Source organism: Micromonospora cathayae (assembly GCF_028993575.1).
GTDB classification, from domain to species: Bacteria; Actinomycetota; Actinomycetes; order Mycobacteriales; family Micromonosporaceae; genus Micromonospora; species Micromonospora cathayae.
In genome coordinates, this window is the sequence record NZ_CP118615.1 from 1,848,028 (window position 1) to 1,870,618 (window position 22,591).

At 74.4% G+C, this 22,591-nt stretch carries 21 protein-coding genes; 11 read left to right on the forward strand and 10 right to left on the reverse strand.

Going from position 1 to position 22,591, the window contains the following annotated elements; genetic code table 11:
• Positions 1–8 precede the first annotated feature (8 nt).
• Positions 9–2,474, reverse strand: coding sequence for a helicase-associated domain-containing protein (locus PVK37_RS08635; protein WP_275033271.1), 2,466 nt, complete (start codon positions 2,472–2,474; stop codon positions 9–11).
• A gap of 85 nt (positions 2,475–2,559) precedes the next feature.
• Between PVK37_RS08635 and PVK37_RS08640 the strand changes: the two genes are divergently transcribed.
• The gene (locus tag PVK37_RS08640; RefSeq protein ID WP_275033272.1) at positions 2,560–3,174 is read left to right on the forward strand and encodes an HAD family hydrolase; all 615 of its coding nucleotides are present in this window, start codon (positions 2,560–2,562) and stop codon (positions 3,172–3,174) included.
• A 36-nt stretch (positions 3,175–3,210) separates the two neighbouring features.
• Positions 3,211–3,597, forward strand: a complete 387-nt coding sequence (locus PVK37_RS08645) for a cold-shock protein (RefSeq protein ID WP_275033273.1) — start codon at positions 3,211–3,213, stop codon at positions 3,595–3,597.
• Here the strand turns inward: PVK37_RS08645 and PVK37_RS08650 are convergent.
• Positions 3,558–4,460 (reverse strand): 1,4-dihydroxy-6-naphtoate synthase, encoded by a 903-nt coding sequence (locus PVK37_RS08650; RefSeq protein WP_275033274.1) that lies wholly within the window; start codon positions 4,458–4,460, stop codon positions 3,558–3,560. The two genes, PVK37_RS08645 and PVK37_RS08650, sit on opposite strands and share 40 nt — an antisense overlap.
• A 34-nt stretch (positions 4,461–4,494) precedes the next feature.
• Positions 4,495–5,847: an MFS transporter gene (locus tag PVK37_RS08655; protein ID WP_275033275.1), complete on the reverse strand. Its 1,353-nt coding sequence runs from the start codon at positions 5,845–5,847 to the stop codon at positions 4,495–4,497.
• Positions 5,848–5,911: 64 nt separating this feature from the next.
• On the opposite strand from PVK37_RS08655, the gene PVK37_RS08660 reads away from it, so the two are divergent.
• The 3 genes from PVK37_RS08660 to PVK37_RS08670 are packed head-to-tail and all read left to right on the forward strand — an operon-like array spanning position 5,912 to position 8,945.
• On the forward strand, positions 5,912–6,577 hold the full coding sequence (locus tag PVK37_RS08660) for a TetR/AcrR family transcriptional regulator (protein WP_275033276.1): 666 nt from the start codon (positions 5,912–5,914) through the stop codon (positions 6,575–6,577).
• Positions 6,578–6,636: 59 nt separating this feature from the next.
• Positions 6,637–8,100, forward strand: coding sequence for a flavin-containing monooxygenase (locus PVK37_RS08665; RefSeq protein WP_275033277.1), 1,464 nt, complete (start codon positions 6,637–6,639; stop codon positions 8,098–8,100).
• Positions 8,097–8,945 carry an SDR family NAD(P)-dependent oxidoreductase gene (locus tag PVK37_RS08670; protein ID WP_275033278.1) on the forward strand — a complete coding sequence of 283 codons (849 nt, stop codon included), beginning with the start codon at positions 8,097–8,099 and terminating at the stop codon, positions 8,943–8,945. Before PVK37_RS08665 ends, PVK37_RS08670 begins: the two co-directional genes overlap by 4 nt.
• A gap of 11 nt (positions 8,946–8,956) precedes the next feature.
• Here PVK37_RS08670 and PVK37_RS08675 read toward each other — a convergent pair whose 3' ends face one another.
• A complete protein-coding gene (locus PVK37_RS08675) occupies positions 8,957–9,622 on the reverse strand; it encodes a futalosine hydrolase (RefSeq protein WP_275033279.1) in 666 nt (221 codons plus the stop codon).
• A complete protein-coding gene (locus tag PVK37_RS08680; RefSeq protein ID WP_275033280.1) occupies positions 9,619–11,445 on the reverse strand; it encodes an MFS transporter in 1,827 nt (608 codons plus the stop codon). The genes PVK37_RS08675 and PVK37_RS08680 overlap by 4 nt, the downstream gene beginning before the upstream one ends.
• Before the next feature lie 89 nt (positions 11,446–11,534).
• On the opposite strand from PVK37_RS08680, the gene PVK37_RS08685 reads away from it, so the two are divergent.
• The gene (locus tag PVK37_RS08685; protein WP_275033281.1) at positions 11,535–12,419 is read left to right on the forward strand and encodes a DUF3027 domain-containing protein; all 885 of its coding nucleotides are present in this window, start codon (positions 11,535–11,537) and stop codon (positions 12,417–12,419) included.
• A 100-nt stretch (positions 12,420–12,519) separates the two neighbouring features.
• Here PVK37_RS08685 and PVK37_RS08690 read toward each other — a convergent pair whose 3' ends face one another.
• Positions 12,520–12,768 (reverse strand): DUF2530 domain-containing protein, encoded by a 249-nt coding sequence (locus PVK37_RS08690; protein WP_275033282.1) that lies wholly within the window; start codon positions 12,766–12,768, stop codon positions 12,520–12,522.
• Positions 12,769–12,857: 89 nt separating this feature from the next.
• On the opposite strand from PVK37_RS08690, the gene PVK37_RS08695 reads away from it, so the two are divergent.
• The 5 genes from PVK37_RS08695 to thpR all read left to right on the forward strand — a co-directional run bounded on the left by PVK37_RS08695 (position 12,858) and on the right by thpR (position 17,459).
• Positions 12,858–14,333, forward strand: a complete 1,476-nt coding sequence (locus tag PVK37_RS08695) for an NCS2 family permease (RefSeq protein ID WP_275033284.1) — start codon at positions 12,858–12,860, stop codon at positions 14,331–14,333.
• A 119-nt stretch (positions 14,334–14,452) separates the two neighbouring features.
• Entirely contained in the window at positions 14,453–14,902 is a 450-nt protein-coding gene (locus PVK37_RS08700; RefSeq protein WP_275033285.1) for a MarR family winged helix-turn-helix transcriptional regulator, read from the forward strand.
• Positions 14,903–14,965: 63 nt separating this feature from the next.
• Positions 14,966–16,249, forward strand: a complete 1,284-nt coding sequence (locus PVK37_RS08705) for an MFS transporter (protein ID WP_275033286.1) — start codon at positions 14,966–14,968, stop codon at positions 16,247–16,249.
• Positions 16,250–16,348: 99 nt separating this feature from the next.
• On the forward strand, positions 16,349–16,882 hold the full coding sequence (locus PVK37_RS08710; RefSeq protein ID WP_275033287.1) for a hypothetical protein: 534 nt from the start codon (positions 16,349–16,351) through the stop codon (positions 16,880–16,882).
• A 13-nt stretch (positions 16,883–16,895) separates the two neighbouring features.
• Complete coding sequence (thpR, locus tag PVK37_RS08715; RefSeq protein ID WP_275033288.1) at positions 16,896–17,459, forward strand: RNA 2',3'-cyclic phosphodiesterase; 564 nt, start codon at positions 16,896–16,898, stop codon at positions 17,457–17,459.
• A gap of 109 nt (positions 17,460–17,568) precedes the next feature.
• On the opposite strand, the gene PVK37_RS08720 is transcribed toward thpR, so the two are convergent.
• From PVK37_RS08720 to PVK37_RS08735, 4 genes are all read right to left on the reverse strand, one after another.
• Entirely contained in the window at positions 17,569–18,555 is a 987-nt protein-coding gene (locus tag PVK37_RS08720) for an aldo/keto reductase (RefSeq protein ID WP_275033289.1), read from the reverse strand.
• A 99-nt stretch (positions 18,556–18,654) separates the two neighbouring features.
• Complete coding sequence (gene sepH, locus PVK37_RS08725; RefSeq protein ID WP_275033290.1) at positions 18,655–19,731, reverse strand: septation protein SepH; 1,077 nt, start codon at positions 19,729–19,731, stop codon at positions 18,655–18,657.
• 184 nt (positions 19,732–19,915) lie between these two features.
• Positions 19,916–21,043, reverse strand: a complete 1,128-nt coding sequence (gene serC, locus PVK37_RS08730) for a phosphoserine transaminase (RefSeq protein ID WP_275033291.1) — start codon at positions 21,041–21,043, stop codon at positions 19,916–19,918.
• A 216-nt stretch (positions 21,044–21,259) separates the two neighbouring features.
• On the reverse strand, positions 21,260–22,366 hold the full coding sequence (locus PVK37_RS08735; protein ID WP_275033292.1) for a citrate synthase 2: 1,107 nt from the start codon (positions 22,364–22,366) through the stop codon (positions 21,260–21,262).
• Between the last annotated feature and the right edge of the window lie 225 nt (positions 22,367–22,591).

Below are 22,591 nucleotides of genomic sequence, written 5' to 3' on the forward strand. Positions count from 1 at the left end.
GCAGGCGGTCACTCGTCCAGTACCGCCGCGGTGATCCGGTGCAGGGCGAAGGTGTGCAGCATCTCCGTCCGCTCGTCCTCGGCCCGCAGGTAGCCCGCGCCGATCGACACCGGACGCACCAACCGGGACGCGGTCGCGCCGTGCGCGTCCACGTACCCCACCCAGACCAGCGCCCGGTCCCGGACCGCCTGCTGGAGCACGGCCAGCGCGTCCCGGTGACCCGGCACCGGCACCGGGCCGGCCCCGGCCGGCACCTGACCACGCAGCACCGTCGGCGCCCGGCGGGCCGCCCGCGCCGCCGCCTCACCCCGCCGGATCTGCTCCACGATGCCCAGCAGCCGGGGCGGCGTCAGCCGGGGCGCGGCCAGCGGGTCGACCGGGCGGGCCCCCACCGGTACCCGGGCCGGGGCCCGGCGGGCCTTCGGCCGGGCCAGCATCGTCGCGCCGGCCGCGTCCTCCGGCACCGGGGCGTACCCGGCGTCGCGCAGCGCCCCCAGCAGCCGTCCCACCTGGTACGGGGTGACCAGCACGGTCGGCGCGAGCCGACGCAGCGACAGCCCCTCCAACCGCCGGTCGGCGACCACCTCGGCCAGCAGCGCCTCGTCGTCGCTGCGCAGGTACGCCCCGGCCGAGCCGGCCCGCAACCCGCCGTGCCGGCGCGCCACGTCGTCCACCAGGTACGTCAGGCCCTGCGGGACCGGGGTCCGGGACCGGCGGCGGAACAGCGCGTGCAGGTCCTCGGCGGACCATCCGGCGTCCAACGCCCGGCGTACGCTGCCCGTGGTCACCCGGTGCACGCTCGCCCCGCCGGCCGACTCCGGTTCGGCCACCACGTCCAGCTCGGCGGCGAGCGTCGGCTCCGGTGGACCCGGCACCACCACCGACAGGTCGGCCTGGACGAGGAAGTGGTCCACCGGCTCGGGCAGCAGCGCGTCCAGCGCCCGCACGGCGGTGGACTGCTCGTCCGGGTCGGTACGCACCCCCAACGGGTCCTCGACCGACTGCGCCTCGGTGTCGGCCAGCAGCAGCCGCCCGTACGAGGTGAGCGCCCCCAGCCCGGTCACGCCCAGCGTGGCCGCCTCGGCCAGCACCTCCCGGTGCGCCGCCTCCCGTCCCCGGCTACGGCGCGGGGCCCGCCAGTCGAGCAGCCCCAGCACCTCGTCCGGGGTGGGCGCGGCGGCCGGCGGCAGGTCGGCGAGGACGGTCAGCACCGCCCGCCGGGCGGCCGGCGCGCCGGCCCGTTCCGCCTCGGCCGAGAACACGCTGATCGGGCGGTCCCGGTCGTCGCGCTGCCCGACCAGCCCGGCCTGCCGGGGCATGGTCAGCCAGGCACGGGCTAACTGCTCCCAGCGGCGGGCCAGCGACACCGCCCGCCACACCTCGTACCCGCCGGTGGGCAGGACCTGCTGGTCGGCCCCGTACCGGCTGGTGGCGGCCCCGGGCAGGTCCAGCTCGCCGAGCAGCCCCGCCGCGTACGCGGTCTCCAGCAGCAGCGCGGTGGTCGGCTCGTCCAGCCCGGTGCCGCGCGCCAGCCGGCGCAGGTCGCGGACCCCGATCCCGCCGGCCCGCAACACCGGGGCCGGCTCGGCGGCGAGCGCCTCCAGCAGCGCCTCGGTGTGGCGTACCACCTCCATGGTCTGCCCGGCCCCGGCGTTGTCGACCAGCGTCGGCTCGCGGGGCGCGGCGGCCACCGTCGGCGGCTCGGTGCGCAGCGGACCGAGCGGGCCGGTCTCCCGGCGCAGCAGCAGCCCGACCTCGCGGGGCAGCTCCACCGCACCCGCCCCGCCGGACTCCGCCCCGGAGACCGGCACCAGCAGCCGGTGGTCGACCAGCCAGCGCACCGGCGAACCGGTCGGCGGGCCACCGTTGGTCGGGTCGGTCGGCACCACGTCCGCCACCCCGAGGGCGGGGGCCCGCAGTGCACCGGGGGGCACCGTGCCGACCGGTGGTCCGGCGGCGAGCCGGTCCAGGATCGCCCGCGCCGACGGCGGGGCGGCGAGCAGCGTCCGCCGCAGTTTCGCCGGGTCCGCGCAGAGCGACGCCGTGGCCGGGTCCAGCTCCGCCGCCGGCCGGCCCAGCCCCGCCGGGTACGCGGACACCTCGTCCACGCTCGCCACCACGTGCAGGTCGTGCTCCGGGCCGTACAGCAGGAACAGCTCGCGCAGCCGGGTCAGGGCGGTGCGGACGGCGGTGGGGGCCGGCGGGCGCGGCCCGGCGGTGGCCATGGCGAGCACCGCCTCGACCGAGGTGCTCCCGTCGTCCGCGCGGGTCAGCCGGGCGGCGTCGAGGATCTGGAGGGTGAACTGGTCCAGCCCGTCCAGGGCGCGGGCCACCGACACCCGGGACTGGGCCCGGACGGCGAGCGCGCCGAGGTCGGCGGGGACCGGCACGACGAGGTCCGGCCGCCGCCCGAGCAGCGCGGCGAGCGCGTCGTCCGGCAGGGTCCGCAGGTGGTCGGCGAGTGAGATGGTCATCGTCTTTCCACGCTAGCCGCCCGGTGGGTGGTCGCGCCCCTCGGACGTTCGGCCCGACCCGTGCGGTGGCGGTAGGTTCGCCACCATGCCCTCGCTGACGGTCGGTTTCGACCTCGACATGACCCTGGTCGACTCCCGTCCCGGGATCGCCGCCGCCTTCCGGGCCCTGACCGCCGAGACCGGCGTGCACGTCGACGCGGACCTGGCGGTGTCCCGGCTCGGCCCGCCGCTGCGCACCGAACTGTCCTACTGGTTCCCGCCGGAGGAGGTCGAGTCGGCGGTCGAGGTCTACCGGGCGCTGTACCCGGCGTACGCGATCACGCCCAGCGTGCCGATGCCCGGCGCGCGGGCCGCCCTCGACGCGGTACGGGCCCACGGCGGGCGGGTGCTGGTGGTCACCGCGAAGCTGGGACGGCTGGCCCGGCTGCACCTGGACCACCTGGGGCTGACCGTGGACGAGGTGGCCGGTGACCTGTTCGCCGAGGGGAAGGCGACCGCGCTGACCGAGCACGGCGCGACCCACTACGTGGGGGACCACACCGCCGACGTGGTGGCCGCCCGGACCGCCGGCATCCCCGGGATCGCGGTGGCGACCGGCCCGTGTTCGGCCGAGGAGCTGCGCGCGGCCGGAGCGGACGTGATCCTCGATGATCTCACTGGATTCCCGGCGGCGATCGGGCGGTGGATCCGGCTAGCCTGATGGGAGTAGACGTCTCAACGAAGCAGGGGTTCTCAGGTGCCGACGGGTCGAGTGAAGTGGTATGACGCGGCCAAGGGATACGGGTTCGTCACCAGTGACGAAGGTGGCGACGTGTTCCTGCCCAAGGGCGCGCTGCCGACAGGGGTCACCGATCTGAAGGGTGGGCAGCGCGTCGACTTCAGCGTGGTGGACAGCCGCCGGGGCGCGCAGGCGATGGGGGTCAAGGTGCTCGACGCCCCGCCGTCCGTGGCCGAGCTGCGCCGGCGGCCGGCGGAGGAGCTGCACGGCCTGGTCGAGGACATGATCAAGGTGCTGGAGGCGAAGGTCCAGCCGGACCTGCGACGGGGTCGCTTCCCGGACCGCAAGACCGCCCAGAAGATCGCTCAGCTCGTCCACGCGGTGGCCCGCGAGCTGGAGGTCTGAGGCACCAGCCCGGCGTCGGCGGCCCGGCGCAGCAGCGCGTCCACGGCGGCGAACCCGTCCCGACCCAGGTCGGCGGTGAACTCGTTGACGTAGAGGTCGATGTGCCGGTCCACCACGTCGGGCTCCATCTCCTGGGCGTGCGTCAGTACGTACGCCCGGCTCGCCGCCGGGTCGGCCCACGCCCGTTCCACCGAGGCGCGGATCCACCCGGCGGCGGCCGTCGGGTCCACCACGCCCTTGCGGGCCAGGATCGCGCCCAGCGGGATCGGCAGGCCGGTGTCGGCCTCCCACCACTCGCCCAGGTCGACCAGGGCGGTCAGCCCGTGCCGGTGGTACGTGAACCGGGCCTCGTGGATCACCAGCCCGGCGTCGTACCGGCCGGCGGCCACCCCCGGCATGATCTCGTGGAACGGGACCACCTCGATCCGGGCCGGCGGCCGGTCCGCCGACCAGAGCCGGAACAGCAGGTACGCGGTGGTCCGGTCACCGGGGACGGCGACCGTCGCGCCGGTCAGGTCGGCCCGGTCCGCCCGGCGTCCGGTGGCCCCGGTGCCGGTCGTTTCGTCCCGGTGTCCGGTGTCCCCGGGGTCGGTCGGCTCGCCCCGGGTGAGCAGCAGCGGGCCGCAGCCCCGGCCCAGCGCCCCGCCGCAGGGCAGCAGGTAGTAGTCGTCCAGCAGCCAGGGCAGCGCCCCGTAGCTCACCTTGACCAGGTCGAACGCACCCTGTTCGGCGGCGGTGTTGGTGACGTCCACGTCGGCGTAGGTGACCTCGACCGGCGGCGCGCCGGGCACCAGGCCGTGCACCAGCGCGTGGAAGACGAAGGTGTCGTTCGGGCAGGGGCTGATCGCCAGGGAGAGCGCCACGGCCCCCACGGTAACCCCCGGGTGGGCGGAGGGCTCAGCCGGTGGCGCGGGCGGTGGTGTCGAGCCGGTAGCGGCGCTGGAGCAGCAGGGCGGCGATCATGCAGGCCGCCGGGAGCAGCCCGAAGCCGTACCGGATCGCGGTCAGCGCGGAGTCGGGCTGGTCGACGGTGGTGCCGGTGGCCGAGGCGACGAAGCCGCCGGCGGCCAGGCAGAGCGCGTAGGCGTACGGGCCGAGGGCGGCCCCGGTGGCCTCGGTGGCCGTCCACACCCCGGTGTACGTACCGGCCGGGCCGCCACCGGCCCGGATCACGTCGGGCAGCATCGAGAACGGCAGCAGCTGCATGCCGGCGAAGGAGACACCGAGCACGGTGACCGCGGCGAGCAGCACCGGCAGCCCGGCCGGCCGGCCCAGGGCGAGGACCAGCGAGCCGGCGGCGAAGGCGGCCTGCGCGGCGAGCAGCGCCGGCTGCTTGCCGACCCGGCGGGCCACCACCAGCCACAGCGGGGTGACCAGCAGGGCGGGCGCGACGAACGCGGCGACCAGCACGGTGGTCAGCTCCGGCCGGCCCAGCTCGTACTCGGCGTAGTAGGGCACGGCGGCCAGCACCAGGTGGCTGGTGGTGGACATGGCCAGGTAGGCGGCGACCAGCCAGCGGAACTGCCGGTCGCGCAGGGCGGCCAGCAGGGCCGGCCAGCCGTGTCCGCCGGTGGGCGGGACGGTGGCGGTGCTGCGGCGCAGCCGGCCGATGCCGGCCACCCCGACCAGCATGGTGACCAGCATGCCGACGCCGAGCAGCAGACCCATCCGGAGGTACCCGTCCCGGGTGGGGGTGTCACCGCCGGTGAGCAGCGGCGCGGCCAGGCCGGACAGCAGGATGCCGAGGGTCAGCACCACCATCCGGAAGGCCATCAGCCGGGTCCGCTCGTGGTAGCCGGTGGCCAGGTCGGCGGGGGTGGCCAGGTAGGGCACCTGGTACGCGGCGAAGAGCAGGTTGCCGGCGACGAAGGCGACGGCCACCCAGGCGGCGGCCGGGGCGCCGGTGAGGCCGCCGGGGACGGCGAACAGGACGGCGAAGGCGACCGGCAGGGCACAGCCGACGAGCAGCAGCCGCCGCCGGTCGCCGTGGCGGGCGTACCCGAGGTCGCTGCGGTGCCCGATCCAGGGGTGCAGCAGCACGTCGGCGACCTTGGGGACCAGCAGGGCCAACCCGGCCAGCCAGGGCGGTACGGCGAGCACGTCGGTGAGGAAGTAGAGCAGCAGCAGGCCCGGTACGGTGACCCAGATCCCCATGCCGACGGAGCCGGTGGCGTACCCGACCAGCGGGGCGCGGGGCAGCCCGGTGGCCGGGGCGGCGGGTGCGGCGGGCTGCTGCCGTAGGCCGGTCATCGCCGTCTCCTCGCTGCCGTACCCAATCCAACGGTGGCTGGATTGTAGGGGCAGAATGGCCGGCATGACCATGCCCCGTCGCAGGCCGGGACGCCCCCGGCGGGACGACCAACGGCAGACCCGCGAGCTGGTGCTGGCGGTGGCGACCCGGCTCTTCGCCGAGCGGGGCTTCGACGGGGTGGGGCTGCGCGAGGTGGCGGCGGCGGCCGACGTGGACGTGGCCACCGTGGCCCACCACACCGGGACGAAGGCTCAGCTCTACGACGCCTGCTTCGCCCGGGTGTACGACGCCGAGCGGGAGGTGCTGGAGCGGGCCGCGCGCCGGGCCCGGGAGGCGGCCGGCGGCTCGGCGGCCGAGGCGCTCGCCGGACTGCACCACCTGGCGGACGTCTTCGTCGACTTCCTGGAGGACCGCCCGGAGACCACCCGGCTGTGGCTGCGGCGCTGGTTGGAACCGGGCCGGCACGGCGGGTTCGACCAGCGGTACGCCGTGCCGCTGTACCGGCTGGCCGAGGAGCTGCTCGACACGGCGAGCGCCGCCGGGCGGCTGACCGAGCCGGCGGCGCACGTCGTGGTGCGCAGTCTGGTGTGGGCGGTACACGGGCACGTGGTGGCCCTGGCGGACGTGGCACCGGACCAGCTCGCCGGGCGGCGGGCCGAGTTCCGGGCGTTCGTGCACCGCTGGCTGGACGCGCTGTACGGCACCCGGGACGTACCACCGCCGGGTTGACGCAGGTCATCCGTCCGGCCATTATCCATCCATCGTTGGATTGATGCCGGGAGGCGACGGTGGGCACGAAACCCCGGGTGGCGGTGATCGGAGCGGGCGCGGCCGGCCTGGCCGCCCTCAAGGCCCTCGCCGACCGCGGCGTCCCCGCCGTCTGCTTCGAGTCGGCCGGGACCGTCGGCGGCCTGTGGGTGTACGGCCCCACGGACTCCCCGGCGTACCGCACCCTGCACCTGAACACCAGCCGGGGGCGTACCCAGTTCGCCGACCTGCCGATGCCGGCGGACTGGCCGGACTACCCCGACCACACCCGGATCGCCGGCTACCTGCGGGAGTACGCCACCCGCTTCGGCCTGACCGACACGATCCGGCTGCGGCACACCGTACGAGAGGTCACCCGGGAACCGACGGGCCGGTGGCGGGTGCACGTCACCGGACCGGACGGCCCCACCCGGTTGGACGTCGACGCGGTGGTGGTCGCCAACGGGCACAACCGGGAACCCCGCTGGCCCGAACCCGGCTACCCCGGCGAGTGCACCGCCGACCAGCTGCACAGCCACGACTACCGGGGACCGGAGCAGCTCGCCGACCGGCGGGTGCTGGTCGTCGGCGGCGGCAACTCGGCGATGGACATCGCGGTGGACGCCGGCCGGGTCGCCACCCGTACCCTGCTGTCCCTGCGGCGGGGCATCTGGGTGGTGCCGAAGTACCTGCTGGGCCGCCCGTCGGACACCCTCAACGGCGCGCTGGCCCGGCGGCTGCCGTGGCGGCTACGGCAGCGGATCAGCCAGCGCATGCTCGCGGTGGCGGTCGGCCCACCCACCCGGTACGGGCTGCCCGCGCCGGAGCACGGCTTCCTGGAGGACCACCCGACGCTCTCCGACGGGCTGTTCTCCGGGTTGACCCACGGCGCGATCGAGCCGCGCCCCGGCATCGACTCCTTCGACGGTGCCCGGGTGCGGTTCGCCGACGGCCGGGCCGACGAGATCGACCTGATTGTCTGGTGCACCGGATACCGGGTCGCCATGCCGTTCCTGGAGCCGGCGGTGCTCGGGGCCGAACCGGAGGACCTGCCGCTGTACCGACACGTGTTCCACCTCGACCAGCCGGGGCTGCTGTTCGTCGGGCACATGCAGTCCACCGGGGCGGCCCTGCCGCTGGTCGAGGCGCAGGCCCGGCTGGTCGCCGGGTACCTGTCCGGCCGGTACGCGCTGCCCGGGACGGACCGGCAGCGGGCCGACTGCCGGGCGGAACTGCGCGCCGCCACCGCCCGCTGGGGACGGCGTCGCCCGGCGATGCGGGTGGACTTCGACGCGTACCTGGCGCAACTGGCCCGGGAACTGACCGTCGGCACCCGGCGCGCGGACCGGGGCCGGGGCGTCCGCTGGCCGGACCCACCCCCGGCCGGGTCCGGCGCTGCCGTGCGCGGAACGGGCGCGCGGTCCGACGGTGCCGTCCCCGGGGCGGGTCCGGAGGCCGGCGGTGACGTCCCCGGGGCGGGTCCGTCCGCGGCGGCGTCCCGGTGAACCGGGTCCGGGTCGACCGGCTGGCCGGCCGGCGGGTCCTGGTCACCGGGGCGGCCGGCACCTTCGGCAGGCAGCTCTGCGCCGACCTGGTCGCCGCCGGGGCCCGGGTGGTCGGCGTGGACCGGCAGCCCGGCACCGGCCCCGACGGGGTGCCGGTGCTCGGGGCCGACCTGACCGACCCGGACACGGTCGGGCCGGCGGTCACCGCCGCCGTCGACCGGCTGGGCGGGCTGGACCTGCTGGTCAACAACGCCGGGGTGGGCGGTCCCGCCCCGGCGGAACTGCCACCGGACGAGACGGTCCGCCAGCAGTTGGAGGTGAACCTGCTCGGGGCGTGGCGGGTCACCGCCGCCGCGCTCCCCGCGCTGGAGGCCGCCCGGGGACGGGTGGTCTTCGTGGCCAGCCGGATGGCGCTGCTGCCGTTGCCGCTGGCCGCCGCGTACGGGGTCAGCAAACGGGCCCTGGTCGCGTACGCCGACGCGCTGCGCCACGAGGTCGGCAGCCACGTCGGGGTGAGCGTGGTCTACCCGAGCATGGTCGCCTCGCCGATCCACGACAGCACCGCCGAGGCGGGCCTCTCGCTGTCCGGGGTGTCCCGGCTGGAGCCGGTGACCGGCGTGATCCGGGCCATCCTGTACGCCGCCACCGCCCCACGGGCCCCCCGGGACGTCGCCACCACCGGCCGGGGACGGGTCGAGCTGGCCCTGGCCCGGCACGCCCCGGCACTGGCGGACCGGATCGTCCGGCGCACCGTACGGGCCCGGCTCGCCGCCGGTGACCTGGACGGGGCACCCCTGGCGGCCGGCATGGTCCGTCGGCACCGGGACCCGTCCACCCGCCCCTGACCAGCCGGCCGTCAGCCGGTCGGTACCCGCGCCAGGGCCGTCGCCGCCGGGCCGAGCGCGGTGAGGGCCTCCCGCAGCCGCCACGAACCCCGGTCCCGGGGACCGATCGGGTTGGAGACGGTCCGCAGCTCGACGAAGGGCAGCCCGGCCTGGGCGGCGGCCACCGCCACGCCGTACCCCTCCATCGCCTCGGCCACCGCGTCCGGGTGCCGGGCGGCGAGCGCCCGGGTGCTGGTGGCGGTACCGGTCACCGTGCTGACCGTCAGCACCGCGCCGACGACCGCGTCGGGCAGCGCCGCCCGCAGGGCGGCGAGCAGCGCCGGATCCGCCTCGACGGCGCTGGCGACCCCGAGCTGTTCGGGGGTCATGCCCAGCTCGTCGACCGGGATGAATCCTTCCGGTGACTCCGCCCCCAGGTCGGCCGCGACGCTGCGGGTGGCCAGCACCGTCCCGCCGACCGGTACCCGGTGCGCGAAGCCGCCGGCCACCCCGGCGCTGACCACCCCGGCGTACGGCCGGCCGGCGGCCTCGGCGAGCGCCAGCAGCCGGGCGGTGGCGGCAGCTGCGACCGCTGGACCCACCCCGACCGGCACGACCGTGGCGTCCACCCCGGTCAGGCCGACCCGTACCGCCTCCGCCTCGGCCGCTACCGCGGTCACCACCAGCAGTCCGGTCACGTGAGCGGTCCCCGGGCCTCCGGCCGGGTCCCCTCGTCGTGCTGGTCGAGCGCCGAGGATGGCCGGTAGATGTGGTACCCCGGTGGGGCCAGCCGGTCGTCCGTGGCCGCGGAGGGAACGGGCGGTGCCGGGGTCGACGTCGGTGCAGCCGTACCCATGGCGGACGCGCCCGGGGTGTGGGCCGGCCGGGAGGCCCCTGGTGCCGGGGCCTGGGCGGGCCCGGTGGTGCCGGGTGTCCCGGCGTGGGCGGTGGAGCCGGCAGGGACCGGTGCGAACGGTCCGTCGTCGGCCGGGGCCGGGTCAGGCGGTGCGCCGTCGGTCGGCTGCGGCGGCGTTCCGGCCGGGCCCTGGCCGGTCGGCGGGCCCCCGGCCGAGTCCCGGTCCGAGTGGGGATCTGCCCCCGGCGGGGGCGGGTCGGTGGTGGGACCGTCGTCGCCGAGCGGCCGGCCGGCCAGCCGTTCCCCCCGCAGCCGGCGGGTGACCAGCATGCCCCGGACGGCGGCGAGCACGCCCACCCCGGCGGCCACCCCGATGCCGACCCGGCCGTCGAACGGGACGAGACCGAGCCCGCCGCCGGCCACGAAGGCGAGCATCAGCACCGTCTCGGAATGGGCGAAGGAACTGGCCCGGAGCCGCTCCGGGATGCGCTCCTGGATCGAGGCGTCCACGGCGAGCTTGGCGATGCCGCTGATCAGCGCGGCGACCAGGCACAACGCCGCCACCATCAGGAGCGAGAACCGGACGGTGGCGAGTACCGCCACCCCGGCCACGATGACCATGCCGCTGGACTGGATCAGCGCCGGATGGTGGATGCGCAGCCGGGTGCCCACCGCGGTGGCCAGGAAGGTGCCCACCGCCAGCGCCCCGCCGACCAGGCCGAGCGCCGCCTCGTGGCCCAGCTCCCGGCCGAAAAGATCGGTGGTGAGGTCACCGGCCTTGATCGCGAAGGCGAGGAAGAGCAGCAGGAACCCGTAGATCGCGCGGAGCGTGGCCGCACCGAGCAGGGTGGCCAGCACCAGCCGGCCGGCCGGTCGGCCCCGGCCCAGCGGACGTTCGCCGTCCCGGCCGAACGCCCGGCGCAGCGGACGCGGCACCCGCTCCGGCGGCTCCGAATCGGCCCGGGGTGGCAGCCGTAGGGCGATCACCATGCCGACCAGGAAGATCATCGACGCGACCCGGAGCGGCCACTGCGGGCCGAACCAGAACGCGGCCAGCCCGATCGGGGCGAGCAGCGCGCCGGCCACCGTGCCGTAGACGCTGGCCCGCGCGCCGACCTGGGACAGGCCGAGCCCCGCCGGCAGCAGCCTCGGCACGGCGGCGGAGCGTGCCACCCCGTACGCGCGGGACAGGGCGAGCACCCCGAACGCGGCCGGGTAGAGGCCGAAACCGTGGATGTAGTCGGAGATCAGCCAGGCCAGGAAGGCGCGACCGAGCATGGTGGCGGCCAGCGCGTACCGCCGGCCGTGCCGGAAGTGGTCCAGCAGCGGCCCGACCACCGGGGCCAGCATCGCGAACGGCACCATCGTGACCAGCAGGTAGAGCGCCACCTTGCTGCGCGCCTCGCCGAGCGGGACGTTGAAGAAGATCGTCCCGGCCAGCCCGATCGCGATCAGGGTGTCGCCGGCGCAGGAGACGGCGTGCAGGTCGAACAGGCGGACCATGCCGGCCTCGCCGCCGGCGCTGCGGGTCCGGGCCCGTCCGATCCGTCGACCCAGCCACCGGCCGCCGTTGACCGACCCCCGGAACATCCGTCGGGTGGCGCGGACGCCCGTGCCGACGGTCGTCCCCAGGACGGACCGGCCGGAGCGGGAGGACGACGACATGTGCTCCATCCTCGCCCATCGGCCCGCCCGTCGCCGCATCTGGCTGGGATTGCGGTCCGCCGGGGAGCCCCTGTCGGTCGCCCGTACCGATGGGGAACAATGGACCGGTGACCAGGCCCGCCTCCGCCCGTGCCGCCCGTCTCGACCAGGTCTGCGCCGCCGCCGTCGAGGTGGCCCGCGCCGGCATCACCGAGGTGGAGTCCTCCGCCATCGGTGATCATCTTCAGGCCGTTGCCGAGGGGGACCGGCTGGTCACCCACTACTTCGCCTGCCTGCTGCCGGGTTACCGGGGCTGGCGCTGGGCGGTGACCGTCACCCGCATCCCGCGCAGCCGCAACGTCACGATCTGCGAGACGGTCCTGCTGCCCGGTCCGGACGCCCTGCTGGCACCGGGCTGGCTGCCCTGGCAGGAACGCCTCCAGCCGGGTGACCTCGGCCCCGGCGACCTGCTGCCCACCCCGGCGGACGACGAGCGGCTCGCCCCGGGGTACCTCCTCTCCGACGACCCGGCGGTGGAGGAGACCGCCTGGGAGTTGGGGCTGGGTCGTCCCCGGGTCTTCTCCCGCGAGGGCCGGATGGACACCGCCCAGCGGTGGTACGACGGCGACCACGGGCCGGGTGCCCCCATCTCGACCGCCGCTCCGGCCGCCGCCCGCTGCGGCACCTGCGGCTTCTACCTCCCGCTGGCCGGTGCGCTGCGGCAGTCCTTCGGGGCCTGCGGCAACTTCTACGCCCCGGACGACGGCCGGGTGGTGAGCGCCGACCACGGCTGCGGGGCGCACTCGGAGGCGCTGACCGAGACCCCCGAGACCCCGATCGACGAGCTGCCCACGGTCTACGACGACAGCGCGGTCGAAGAGTTGCCGGTCGACCGGGCAGCCGACGCGGTGGAGTCGCCCGACGCGGTGGAGTCGCCCGGGTCGTCGGACTCGGCCGGGTCGGTCGAGTCGCCGGAGGCATCCGCCCAGTCCTGAGCCGCTCAGCCCCGCTGCCGGCCGGTCCTGAGCCGGCCAGCCCGGTGGCGGTGGCGGCCACCCGGTGGCGGGCCGCCCGACGGCGGTACCGGTGGTGGCGTCAGCGGCCGGCGCGGCGTCGGCGGCGGTTCGCGTCGTGCCGCATCATCACCGCCAGACCGGGAAAGCCCCACAGGAAGCCGGCCAGGCAGGTCCAGAGCCAGTCCTGACGGCCGGTCGTGGTGAGCCAGTCACGGAAGAAGAGCAGCAGCACCAGCCCGACGACCGCCCAGATCACGATCCCGGCGACGGCGAAGGGCACCATCGGTGGATCGAGCGGCTCGGGCCGCGGCGGCTGCTGTCTGGGCACGTTGGGAAGCGTATCGCGATCGACTTTCCCCAGTAACTGTGATCTGCGACGATGCGCCCGACAAACGGAAGATCAGTAGCGAGGATCCGATGGACACAGCGCCGCCCGGCACCGGCACACCGCCCGAACCCGCCCCACCCCGTAACGGTTTCGACCGTTTCTTCGAGATCTCCGCCCGGGGCTCGACGGTGGGCCGTGAGGTACGTGGCGGTCTGGCGACCTTCTTCACGATGGCCTACATCGTGGTGCTCAACCCGCTGATCATCGGCGGGGCCGTCGACGGGGACAACAAGCGGCTGGCGATCCCCGCCCTGGCGGCGGCCACCGCGCTGGTCGCCGGCCTGATGACCATCCTGATGGGCGTGGTGGGCCGCTTCCCGCTGGCGCTGGCCGCCGGTCTCGGGGTGAACGCGCTGGTCGCGTACGAGATCGCCCCGCAGATGACCTGGGCGGACGCGATGGGGCTGGTGGTGATCGAGGGTGTGATCATCGCGGTGCTGGTCCTCACCGGCCTGCGTACCGCGGTGTTCCGATCGGTGCCCACCCAGATGAAGACGGCGATCGGCGTCGGTATCGGCCTCTTCCTGACCATCATCGGTCTGGTCGACGCCGGGTTCGTCCGGCGGGTGCCGGACGCGGCGAACAGCACCGTCCCGGTCGGGCTGGGCATCGGCGGGAAGCTGGTGAGCTGGCCGATGCTGGTCTTCGTCCTCGGGTTGCTGCTGACCCTGGTGCTGGTGATCCGCAAGGTCCGGGGCGCGATCCTGATCGGCATCCTGGCCTCGACGGTGCTGGCGATCGTCGTGGAGGCGGTCGCCAACGTAGGCCCGTCGTTCGTCAACGGTCAGCCCAACCCGAAGGGCTGGGCGTTGAACGTGCCGGAGCTGCCGAAGACGGTGGTGGACGTGCCGGACCTCTCCCTGCTCGGCAACTTCAACGTGCTCGACTCGTGGGGCCGCGCCGGCTGGCTGGTCGTGCTGATGTTCATCTTCACCCTGCTGATCACGGACTTCTTCGACACCATGGGGACGATGGTCGCGGTCGGCCAGGAGGGCGGCATGCTCGACGAGCAGGGCACCCCGCCCCGGGCCAAGGAGATCCTGCTGGTCGACTCGATCGCGGCGGCGGCCGGTGGTGCGGCGAGCACGTCGAGCAACACCTCGTACATCGAGAGTGCCGCCGGTGTCGCGGAGGGCGCCCGGACCGGCGCGGCGAACCTGGTCACCGGGGCGCTGTTCCTGCTGGCGATGTTCCTGGCGCCGCTGGTGGTGATCGTGCCGTTCGAGGCCGCGTCGACCGCGCTGGTGGTGGTCGGGTTCCTGATGATGACCGCGGTGCGGACCATCGACTGGACCGACTACGAGATCGGGATCCCGGCGTTCCTCACCATCGTGCTGATGCCCTTCACGTACTCGATCTCCAACGGCATCGGTGCCGGCCTGATCACGTACGTGCTGATGAAGCTGGCCAAGGGCAAGGCCCGTGAGGTGCACCCCCTGCTGTACGGGGTGGCCGCCCTCTTCGTGCTGTACTTCCTGCGGGGGCCGATCGAGTCGGTGCTCTGAGATCGACGGTCCGGCCCGGGGTGCCGCAGCTGGTACCCCGGGCCGGGCCGGACATTCCTCCCGGTGAGGATGCTCATATCGGATGTCGTTAGCCTGGCTTATTAGCTAGGCTAACCAACGTGACGGAGCGGACGGTGACGACGAAGCGCGTGCCGCCGACGCAACTGGCCCAACAGTTGCGAGATGCGCTCACCCGGCTCAACCGGCGGGTCCGACAGACCCGCCCGGTGGGCGACCTGACGGGGACCCAGCTCTCCGCCCTGATCAGCCTCCGGCTGGCGGGCGCGCTGACCCCCCGGGAACTCGCCGACGTCGAACGGGTGCAGCCGCCGACGATGACCAAGATCGTCGCGAAGTTGGAGGAGCGCGGCCTGGTGGGCCGCACCCCCCACCCGACCGACGGCCGGCAGGTCATCCTGGCACCCACCGACGGGGGCCGGGCCGTGCTCGACCAGTTCGAGCGGGCCCGGGACGAGTGGCTGGCCACCAGGCTGGCCGGCCTCACCGAAGAGGAACGCGACACGCTCCGGCGGGCCGCCGAGATCCTTCAGCAGCTCGCCCGCGCCTGACCGCCGCCGGCGTTCGCACCGTCATCCGTGGATGACGCGTACGACGGAGGAGGCGCACCGAGAGTGCGGGCGAAGCTGAGCACGACGTTCCAGTCCCTACAGATCCGTAACTACCGGCTCTTCGCGACCGGACAGCTGATCAAACTGATCGGCGTCTGGATGATGTTCATCGCCCAGGACTGGCTCGTGCTCGAGCTCTCCGACAACTCCGCCACCGCGCTCGGCATCGTGGTCGCCTGCCAGTTCACCCCGGTGCTGCTGCTCACCCTCCTCTCCGGCCGGCTCGCCGACCGGTACGACAAGCGGCTGCTCCTCTTCGTCGCCAACGCCTTCTGGAGCGTGCTGGCGATCGGCATGAGCGTGCTGGTCCTCACCGACCTGGTGCAGCTCTGGCACGTCTTCGTCTTCGCCGGCCTGCTCGGCGTCGCCAACGCCGTGGAGACCCCGGTCCGGCAGTCGTTCGTCTCCGAGCTGGTCGGTACGCCCCTGCTGCCGAACGCGCTCGCCCTCTCGGCGGCCACCTTCAACAGCGCCCGGATCGTCGGCCCGGCCGTCGCCGGCCTCGCCATCGCCGCCTTCGACGTCGGGCCGGTCTTCCTGGTCAGCGCGCTCAGCTCGCTCGCCCCGCTGGCGAACGTGGCCCGGATGAACCCGGCCGACCTGCACCGGGAACCACTGCCGGCCAAGGAGGACCGGGCCTCGGCCAAGGTGGTGGACGGGCTCCGGTACGTCGCGCGCCGCCCCGACCTGCTGCTCCCGATGGCGCTGATGTCGGTGATCGGGATGAGCCTGTTCAACTTCCAGCTCACCCTGGCCGCGCTCGCCAAGACCGTCTTCAACACCGGAGCCGCCTCGTTCGGGCTGTTCAGCACCGCGCTGGCGGTCGGCTCGCTGGCCGGAGCACTGGCCGGCAGCGGCCGGCGCAGCCGCCCCTCGGTCTGGGTGGTGCTCGGCGCGGCGGTCGCCTGCTCGGTCTTCGGTACCCTGGTCGGGCTCGCCCCGGCGTACTGGCTGGTCGTGGCGCTGCTGCCGCTGGCCGGGTTCTTCATGGTGTTCTTCGCCCAGGCGTCCAACCAGCGGGTGCAGCTCGGCACCGACGCCGCCTTCCGGGGCCGGGTGATGGCGCTCTGGGTGCTGGTCTTCCTCGGCACCAACCCGATCGGCGCGCCGCTGATCGGCTGGGTGGCGGAGACCTTCGGCGCCGGCGCGAGCATCTGGATCGGCGGCCTGATCTCGCTCACCGTCGCCCTGCTCGCCCTGACCTGGCAGCTTCGCCGCTCCGGTGCCCGGATCAGGCTGCGGATCCTGCCGATGCCCCGTTTCTACGTGGTCTCCCCCGAGGGCTGAGAAGAAGGTCCCCGGTCCGGGCCTGCACCGCCCGAACACCGCAATCCGGATACCGGCATTTCGCTGGCACGGTGGACCGCCGGGGATTAGCGTCGATACGTGGAGGTCGGGTGGGCGCTGCTGCTGGCACCGGTGATTCTTGCCGTGTCGTGTCTTTCGGTCGTCGTCGCCCGGTTCCGCCGCAGGGGAAAGCGGGGCTGGTTCCGGGGCGGCTTTGATCGGGGCCGGCCCGGCCCGGTGCTCGCCGGATGGCGGGAGCGCCACCGGCGACGTCGGGTGATCGTCCGGCTCGACCGGGCCGTCGACGCCGACTCGATCGCCCGCCACGTCGACCTCACCGAGTTCGACCGGGACGACCGCCGTCCGTTGGAGGAGATCGCCGCCGACCTGTGGCGGCTCCGCGAGTACCGGATCGGACGCGGTGGCCGCCCCATCGTCTGGCCGCTGCTGCTGATCAAGGCGTACGACGACCGGCTCCGGTCGGCCTGCCGGTGCCTCGGCATCCCGGAACACCTGGCCGACCTGGAAGGCGTCGACCGCGAGATCGAACGGGTCCGGGTCGAGGGCGAGCTGCACGCCGCCGGGCTACCGCTGCCGGCGGCCGTCGCCGAACACCGGCAACGACACCACTGAGCGGCCGGCCGTCGTGCGGCTCTTCCTGGCCGTCCACCCGCCCCCGGAGGCGGTGGCCGACCTCGCCGCCCGGATCAGCCGGCTGCGGATCGGTACCGCCGCCGCGGCGGGCACCAACGTCCGGTTGGCCGACCCGGCGAACGCGCACGTCACCCTCGCCTTCCTCGGTGACGTGCCCGACGACCGGCTGCCCGCCGTACGGGACACGGTAGGGCTGGCGGCGGGCCGCTGCCGGGGGCCCGTGCCGCCGCGCCTCCGGCTCGGTCGCGGCGGACGGTTCGGGCAGGGCCGCACCACCGTGCTCTGGGTGGACGTGTTGGGAGAGGTGGAACGGCTGCACCTGCTCGCCGGGCAGCTCCGTGCGGGGCTGCGGGCCGCCGGCCTCCCGTACGACGACCGTCCCTACCGTCCGCACCTGACGATCGCCCGCCCCGGCGACCGGATCGACGTCGAGCCGGACCGGATCAGCCTGGACAGCTACCTCGGTCCCTGGTGGCCGGCCAACCACCTGACACTGGTCCGGAGCCACCTCGGGACGGACCGGCGGTACGAGACCCTCGGCAGCTGGCCCCTCTGAGCCGGCTACCGCGACCGGCCGTTCGTCCGGTGCGGACGGCCACCGCGCCCGGCCGGGCGTCCGGAGTGGAGCCGGGGCGGAGTCCGGACGGATCGGCCCCGGCCTCCGGTCACCAGGCCCACGCCTCCGGGCCCGGACCACCGTTGCCGACCGGCGGGAACAGCTCGTCCAGCCGATCGGCGGTCGCCTCGTCGAGGCGTACCGCGAGGGCGCCCAGGGACCGGTCGAGCTGCTCGACGGTACGCGGGCCGATGATCGGCGCGGTCACCCCGGGCCGGGCGAGCAGCCAGCCCAGCGCCACGTCGGCCGGGTCGTGACCGAGGTCGGCGCAGAGCTGCTCGTACGCCTCGATGGTGGCCCGGTGTTCGGTCAGCGCGTCGGCCGACCGGCCGCCCGCCCCGCGTACCGCCCCGCCTTCGGTCATCTTGCGCAGCACCCCGGCGAGCAGTCCGCCGTGCAGCGGTGACCAGGGGATGATGCCCATGCCGAGGTGCTGCGCGGCCGGGACCACCTCCAGTTCGACGTGCCGGGTCATCAGGTTGTAGATGCACTGCTCGGAGACGAGGCCGAGGAAGTTGCGCCGCCCGGCGGCCTCCTGCGCGACCGCCAGGTGCCAGCCGGCGAAGTTGGACGAGCCGACATAGAGCACCTTGCCCTGGGCGACCAGGGTCTCCATCGCCTGCCAGATCTCCTCCCACGGGGTGCTCCGGGAGATGTGGTGCATCTGGTACAGGTCGATGGTGTCGGTCTGGAGCCGGCGCAGCGAGTCCTCGCAGGCCCGGACGATGTGCCGGGCGGAGAGACCCTGGTCGTTTGGCCAGTCGCTCATCTTGCCGTACACCTTGGTGGCGAGGACGACCTTGTCCCGCCGGCCGCCGCCCTGGGCGAACCACCGGCCGATGATCTGCTCGGTGACGCCCTCGCCGGTCTGCCAGCCGTAGACGTTGGCGGTGTCGAAGAAGTTCAGCCCGTGCTCCAGCGCCCGGTCCATGATCGCGTAGCTGTCGGGTTCGCTGGTCTGCGGGCCGAAGTTCATGGTGCCGAGGCAGAGCCGGCTGACCGAGAGGCCGGTCCGGCCGAGGTTGGTGTACTCCATGGGCTCACCCTGCCACGACCTGGATCTTCCCGCCGGGCCGATCCGACGGGGCGTGCCCCGGTTCCACGGACCGGGCCGGCGGGCAGGATGGACAGCGGGTCAGGAGGACTCGCGGGCCGCCGGGCCGGAGCCGAAGAGCACGTCGTCCCAGCTCGGCAGGCGCTTACGCGGCTTGCCGGTGGTGTCGGTGGCGGCCTCCGCGGCGGGCGCGCCGGTGCGCCGGGGCCGGAGCACCGCCAGCGACGGGACGGCCGGCACTTCCTTCGGCGCGTCCGAGTCGTCGTCGAACGCCGAGCCCTGACCACCGCCGAGCAGGGCCGCCGCGCCACCGCTGACCGCCCGCTGCCGGGGGGCCTCCTGGTCGCCGAGGGCGGCGGCCGGGGTACGCGGCTCCAGGCCCCGGCCGGACGTCGACCCGAGCGGCCGGTCCAGCGAGGCGAGCAGGGCGTCCCGGCCGGCGCGGATCGGGTCCCGACCGGGGCGGGTGCGCTCGACCGGGGTGGGCAGGCCGTGGCCGCCCCGGCTGGAGTCGCCGCGGGTCGGGCCGGGCAGCGCGTGCCCACGCTCCGGCGGCGGCTCCTGGCCGAGGATCGGGGTGGGCCGCTCGGCGCACAGGTACTGCGCCATGTCGTCGTGCGGGGCGACGTTCTGCCGGGTCTTGTCGAGATCCCAGACCGCCTGCGCGGTGGCCTTGCCGGACGGCCAGGTGGCGATGATCCGCCAGGTGCCGTCGTCGCGCCGGTACGCGTCCCAGGAGATCTTCTCGGTGTCGATGCCGTGCTGGGCCAGCCGGCCGTTGACCACCTCGGCCAGCGGGGTGGGCTTCTCGGCGCCCTTCAGCCGGGTCCGCCGGGCGTGCTGGGCGAGCATGGCCCGCTCCTGGAGCACCGGGCCGGCGTACCGCAGCACCCGGTCGACCGGGACCCCGGCGATCCGGGCGACGTCCTCAGCGGACTCACCGGAGCGGATCTTGGCCTGGATGTCCCGGGGGGAGAGCGACGGGACCGGGTCCGGCGGACGCTCGGTGGCGACGGCCAGCGGCGGCGCGCCGGGCTCGGTGTGCAGCACCGTGGCGATGCGCTCGTCGATCGGAAGGGCGAGCAGTCGCCCGACCTCGTCGGCGAGCACCAGGGCCTGACCGTCCTCGGAGAGGGCGACGAAGCGTACTGGGCGCATGTCGTTGCCTCCGTCCCGCTTCGCTGGCCGCACGCCACGAGTCAGCCACCCCGGCGTCTGGTCAACACGGTACGCCCATCCGGGCTCCGGTGTCAGGAGCCACGCCCGCAAGTTGCGGGTGAGCAGGTCAAGGATCACAGTCGAGGGGACGCCGCCGGGCGGCGACGCCCCTCCACCATAACGGTCAGAGCCGCTCGACGACGTAGTCGATCGAGGCGGTCAGCGCCTCCACGTCGGCCGGCTCCACGGCCGGGAAGAGCGCCACCCGGAGCTGGTTGCGGCCGAGCTTGCGGTACGGCTCGGTGTCCACGATGCCGTTGGCCCGCAGCGCCTTCGCGATCGCCGAGGCGTCCACCCCGTCGGCGAAGTCGATGGTGGCGACCACGTTGGAGCGCAGCGCCGGGTCGGTGACGAACGGGGTCGCCACGGCGGACCGCTCGGCCCAGCCGTACACGGCCCCGGCGCTCTCGGCGGTGCGCTTGGCCGCCCAGGACAGCCCGCCCTGGCTGTTCATCCAGTCGGTCTGCTCGGCGGCCAGGAAGATGGTCGCCAGCGCCGGGGTGTTGTAGGTCTGCTCCAGCCGCGAGTTGTCGATCGCGGTGACCAGGTCGAGGAAGGCCGGAATGTACCGGCCGGACGCCTTGATCGCGGTGGCCCGCTCCAGGGCGGCCGGCGACATCAGCGCGATCCAGAGCCCGCCGTCGGAACCGAAGCACTTCTGCGGGGCGAAGTAGTAGACGTCGGTCTCGCCGACGTTGACGTCCAGCCCGCCCGCGCCGGAGGTGGCGTCGACCAGCAGCAGCGACCCCGGGTCGGCGTCGGCCACCCGGGAGATCGGCACCGCCACACCGGTGGAGGTCTCGTTGTGCGGGGTGGCGTAGACGTCCACCCCGGCCTCGGCGACCAGCGACGGCGCGCTGCCCGGGTCGGACTTGCGGACGGTCGGCTCACCGAGGAACGGCGCGTCCTTGACCGACTTGGCGAACTTCGCGCCGAACTCGCCGAAGCTGGCGAACTGGGCCCGGTCCCGGACCAGACCGAAGGTGGCGACCTCCCAGAACGCGGTGGTGCCGCCGTTGCCGATCACGACCTCGTACCCCTCGGGGAGGGAGAAGAACTCGGCGAGGCCCCGCCGCAGCCGGGCGACCTGGTCGCGGACGGTCTTCTGCCGGTGCGAGGTGCCGAGGTAGCTGGTCGCGACGTCGGCGAGCGCGGACACGGCCGCCGGACGGACCTTGGACGGCCCGCAGCCGAACCGGCCGTCGGCGGGCTTGATCTCGTCGGGAATCCGGATGGTCGAAACATCAGCCACGGTGATCAGGCTTCCTTCTGTGGGCCACTTGACCGGGTGCGGTGCGGTACGTCCGGCGACGCTGCCGAGGCCCCCATCCTTCCATCCGGGCGGCGGTGGAACGCCGTCGGCCGCTCGGGGAGCGGTGAGGCGCTGACCACACTCCGACGTCGGAAAGGGCCCCGGACGCAGGAAGGCCCCCTGCCGGACACCGGCGGGGAGCCTTCCTCGGGTGGATCAGACGCCGTGCGGGATGGCGTTCCAGCCGTCCACGTCCTGCGGCTTGCGCGGCCCGTGGCCGACGTACCGGGCGGACGGCCGGACCAGGCGCTGGAGCCGCTTCTGCTCCAGGATGTGCGCGCTCCAGCCGCCCATCCGGGCGCAGGTGAACATGGAGGTGAACATGTGCGCCGGCACCTCGGCGAAGTCGAGCACCACGGCCGACCAGAACTCGACGTTGGTGGCGAGCACCCGGTCCGGGCGGCGGGCCTGGAGCTCGGCCAGCGCGGCCTTCTCCAGCGCCTCGGCCACCTCGAAGCGGGGCGCGCCCAGCTCACGGGCGGTACGCCGGAGCACCCGGGCGCGGGGGTCCTCGGCCCGGTAGACCCGGTGCCCGAAGCCCATCAGCCGCTCGCCACGGTCGAGGACGCCCTTGACGTACCCCTCGGCGTCGCCGCTGCGCTCGACCGCCTCCAGCATGGTCAGCACCCGGGACGGGGCGCCGCCGTGCAGCGGGCCGGAGAGCGCGCCGATGCCGGAGGAGATGCAGGCCGCCGCGTCGGCCCCGGTGGAGGCGACGATCCGGGTGGTGAAGGTGGAGGCGTTCATGCCGTGCTCGGCGGCGGAGATGAAGTACGCGTCGACGGCCTTGACGTGCCGGGGGTCGGGCTCGCCGCGCCAGCGCTTCATGAACCGCTCGACGATGGTGGACGCCTTGTCGATCTCCTTCTGCGGCACGGCCGGCAGGCCGAGACCCCGGGCGGACTGGGCGACGAAGGAGAGCGCGGTGACGGAGACCCGGGCCAGGTCCTCGCGGGCCTGCTCGTCGGAGATGTCGAGGAGCTGGCTGAGCCCCCAGTACGGGGCGAGCATGGCGACCGCGGACTGCACGTCCACCCGGATGTCACCGGAGTGCACCGGCACCGGGAACGGCTCGGCCGGCGGCAGTCCCGGACCGAACCGGCCGTCGACCAGCAGCGCCCACACGTTGCCGAAGGAGACCTGGCCGATGAGATCCTCGATGTCGACCCCGCGGTAGCGCAGCGCCCCACCCTCGCGGTCGGGTTCGGCGATCTCGGTCTCGAAGGCCACCACGCCCTCGAGCCCCGGTTTGAAGTCAGCCATGTCGTCTCCTGGCTCTGCTCGGTGCGCCCGCCCGGGCTCATCCGGCCGGTCGGCCGAGCGCCTTAGGCGACCCTCAGGGATGTGTTCGGAACATCTTGCCTGGTGGGTAACCAGGTTTGCGACCCGCAACCACTGTGCTACAGACGACATCCCGGTGGGCGGTCATCCGCAATGCCGCCGTGACGCAGGGCACAACCTGCTGGTCAGCGGCGTATGGCACGGTAT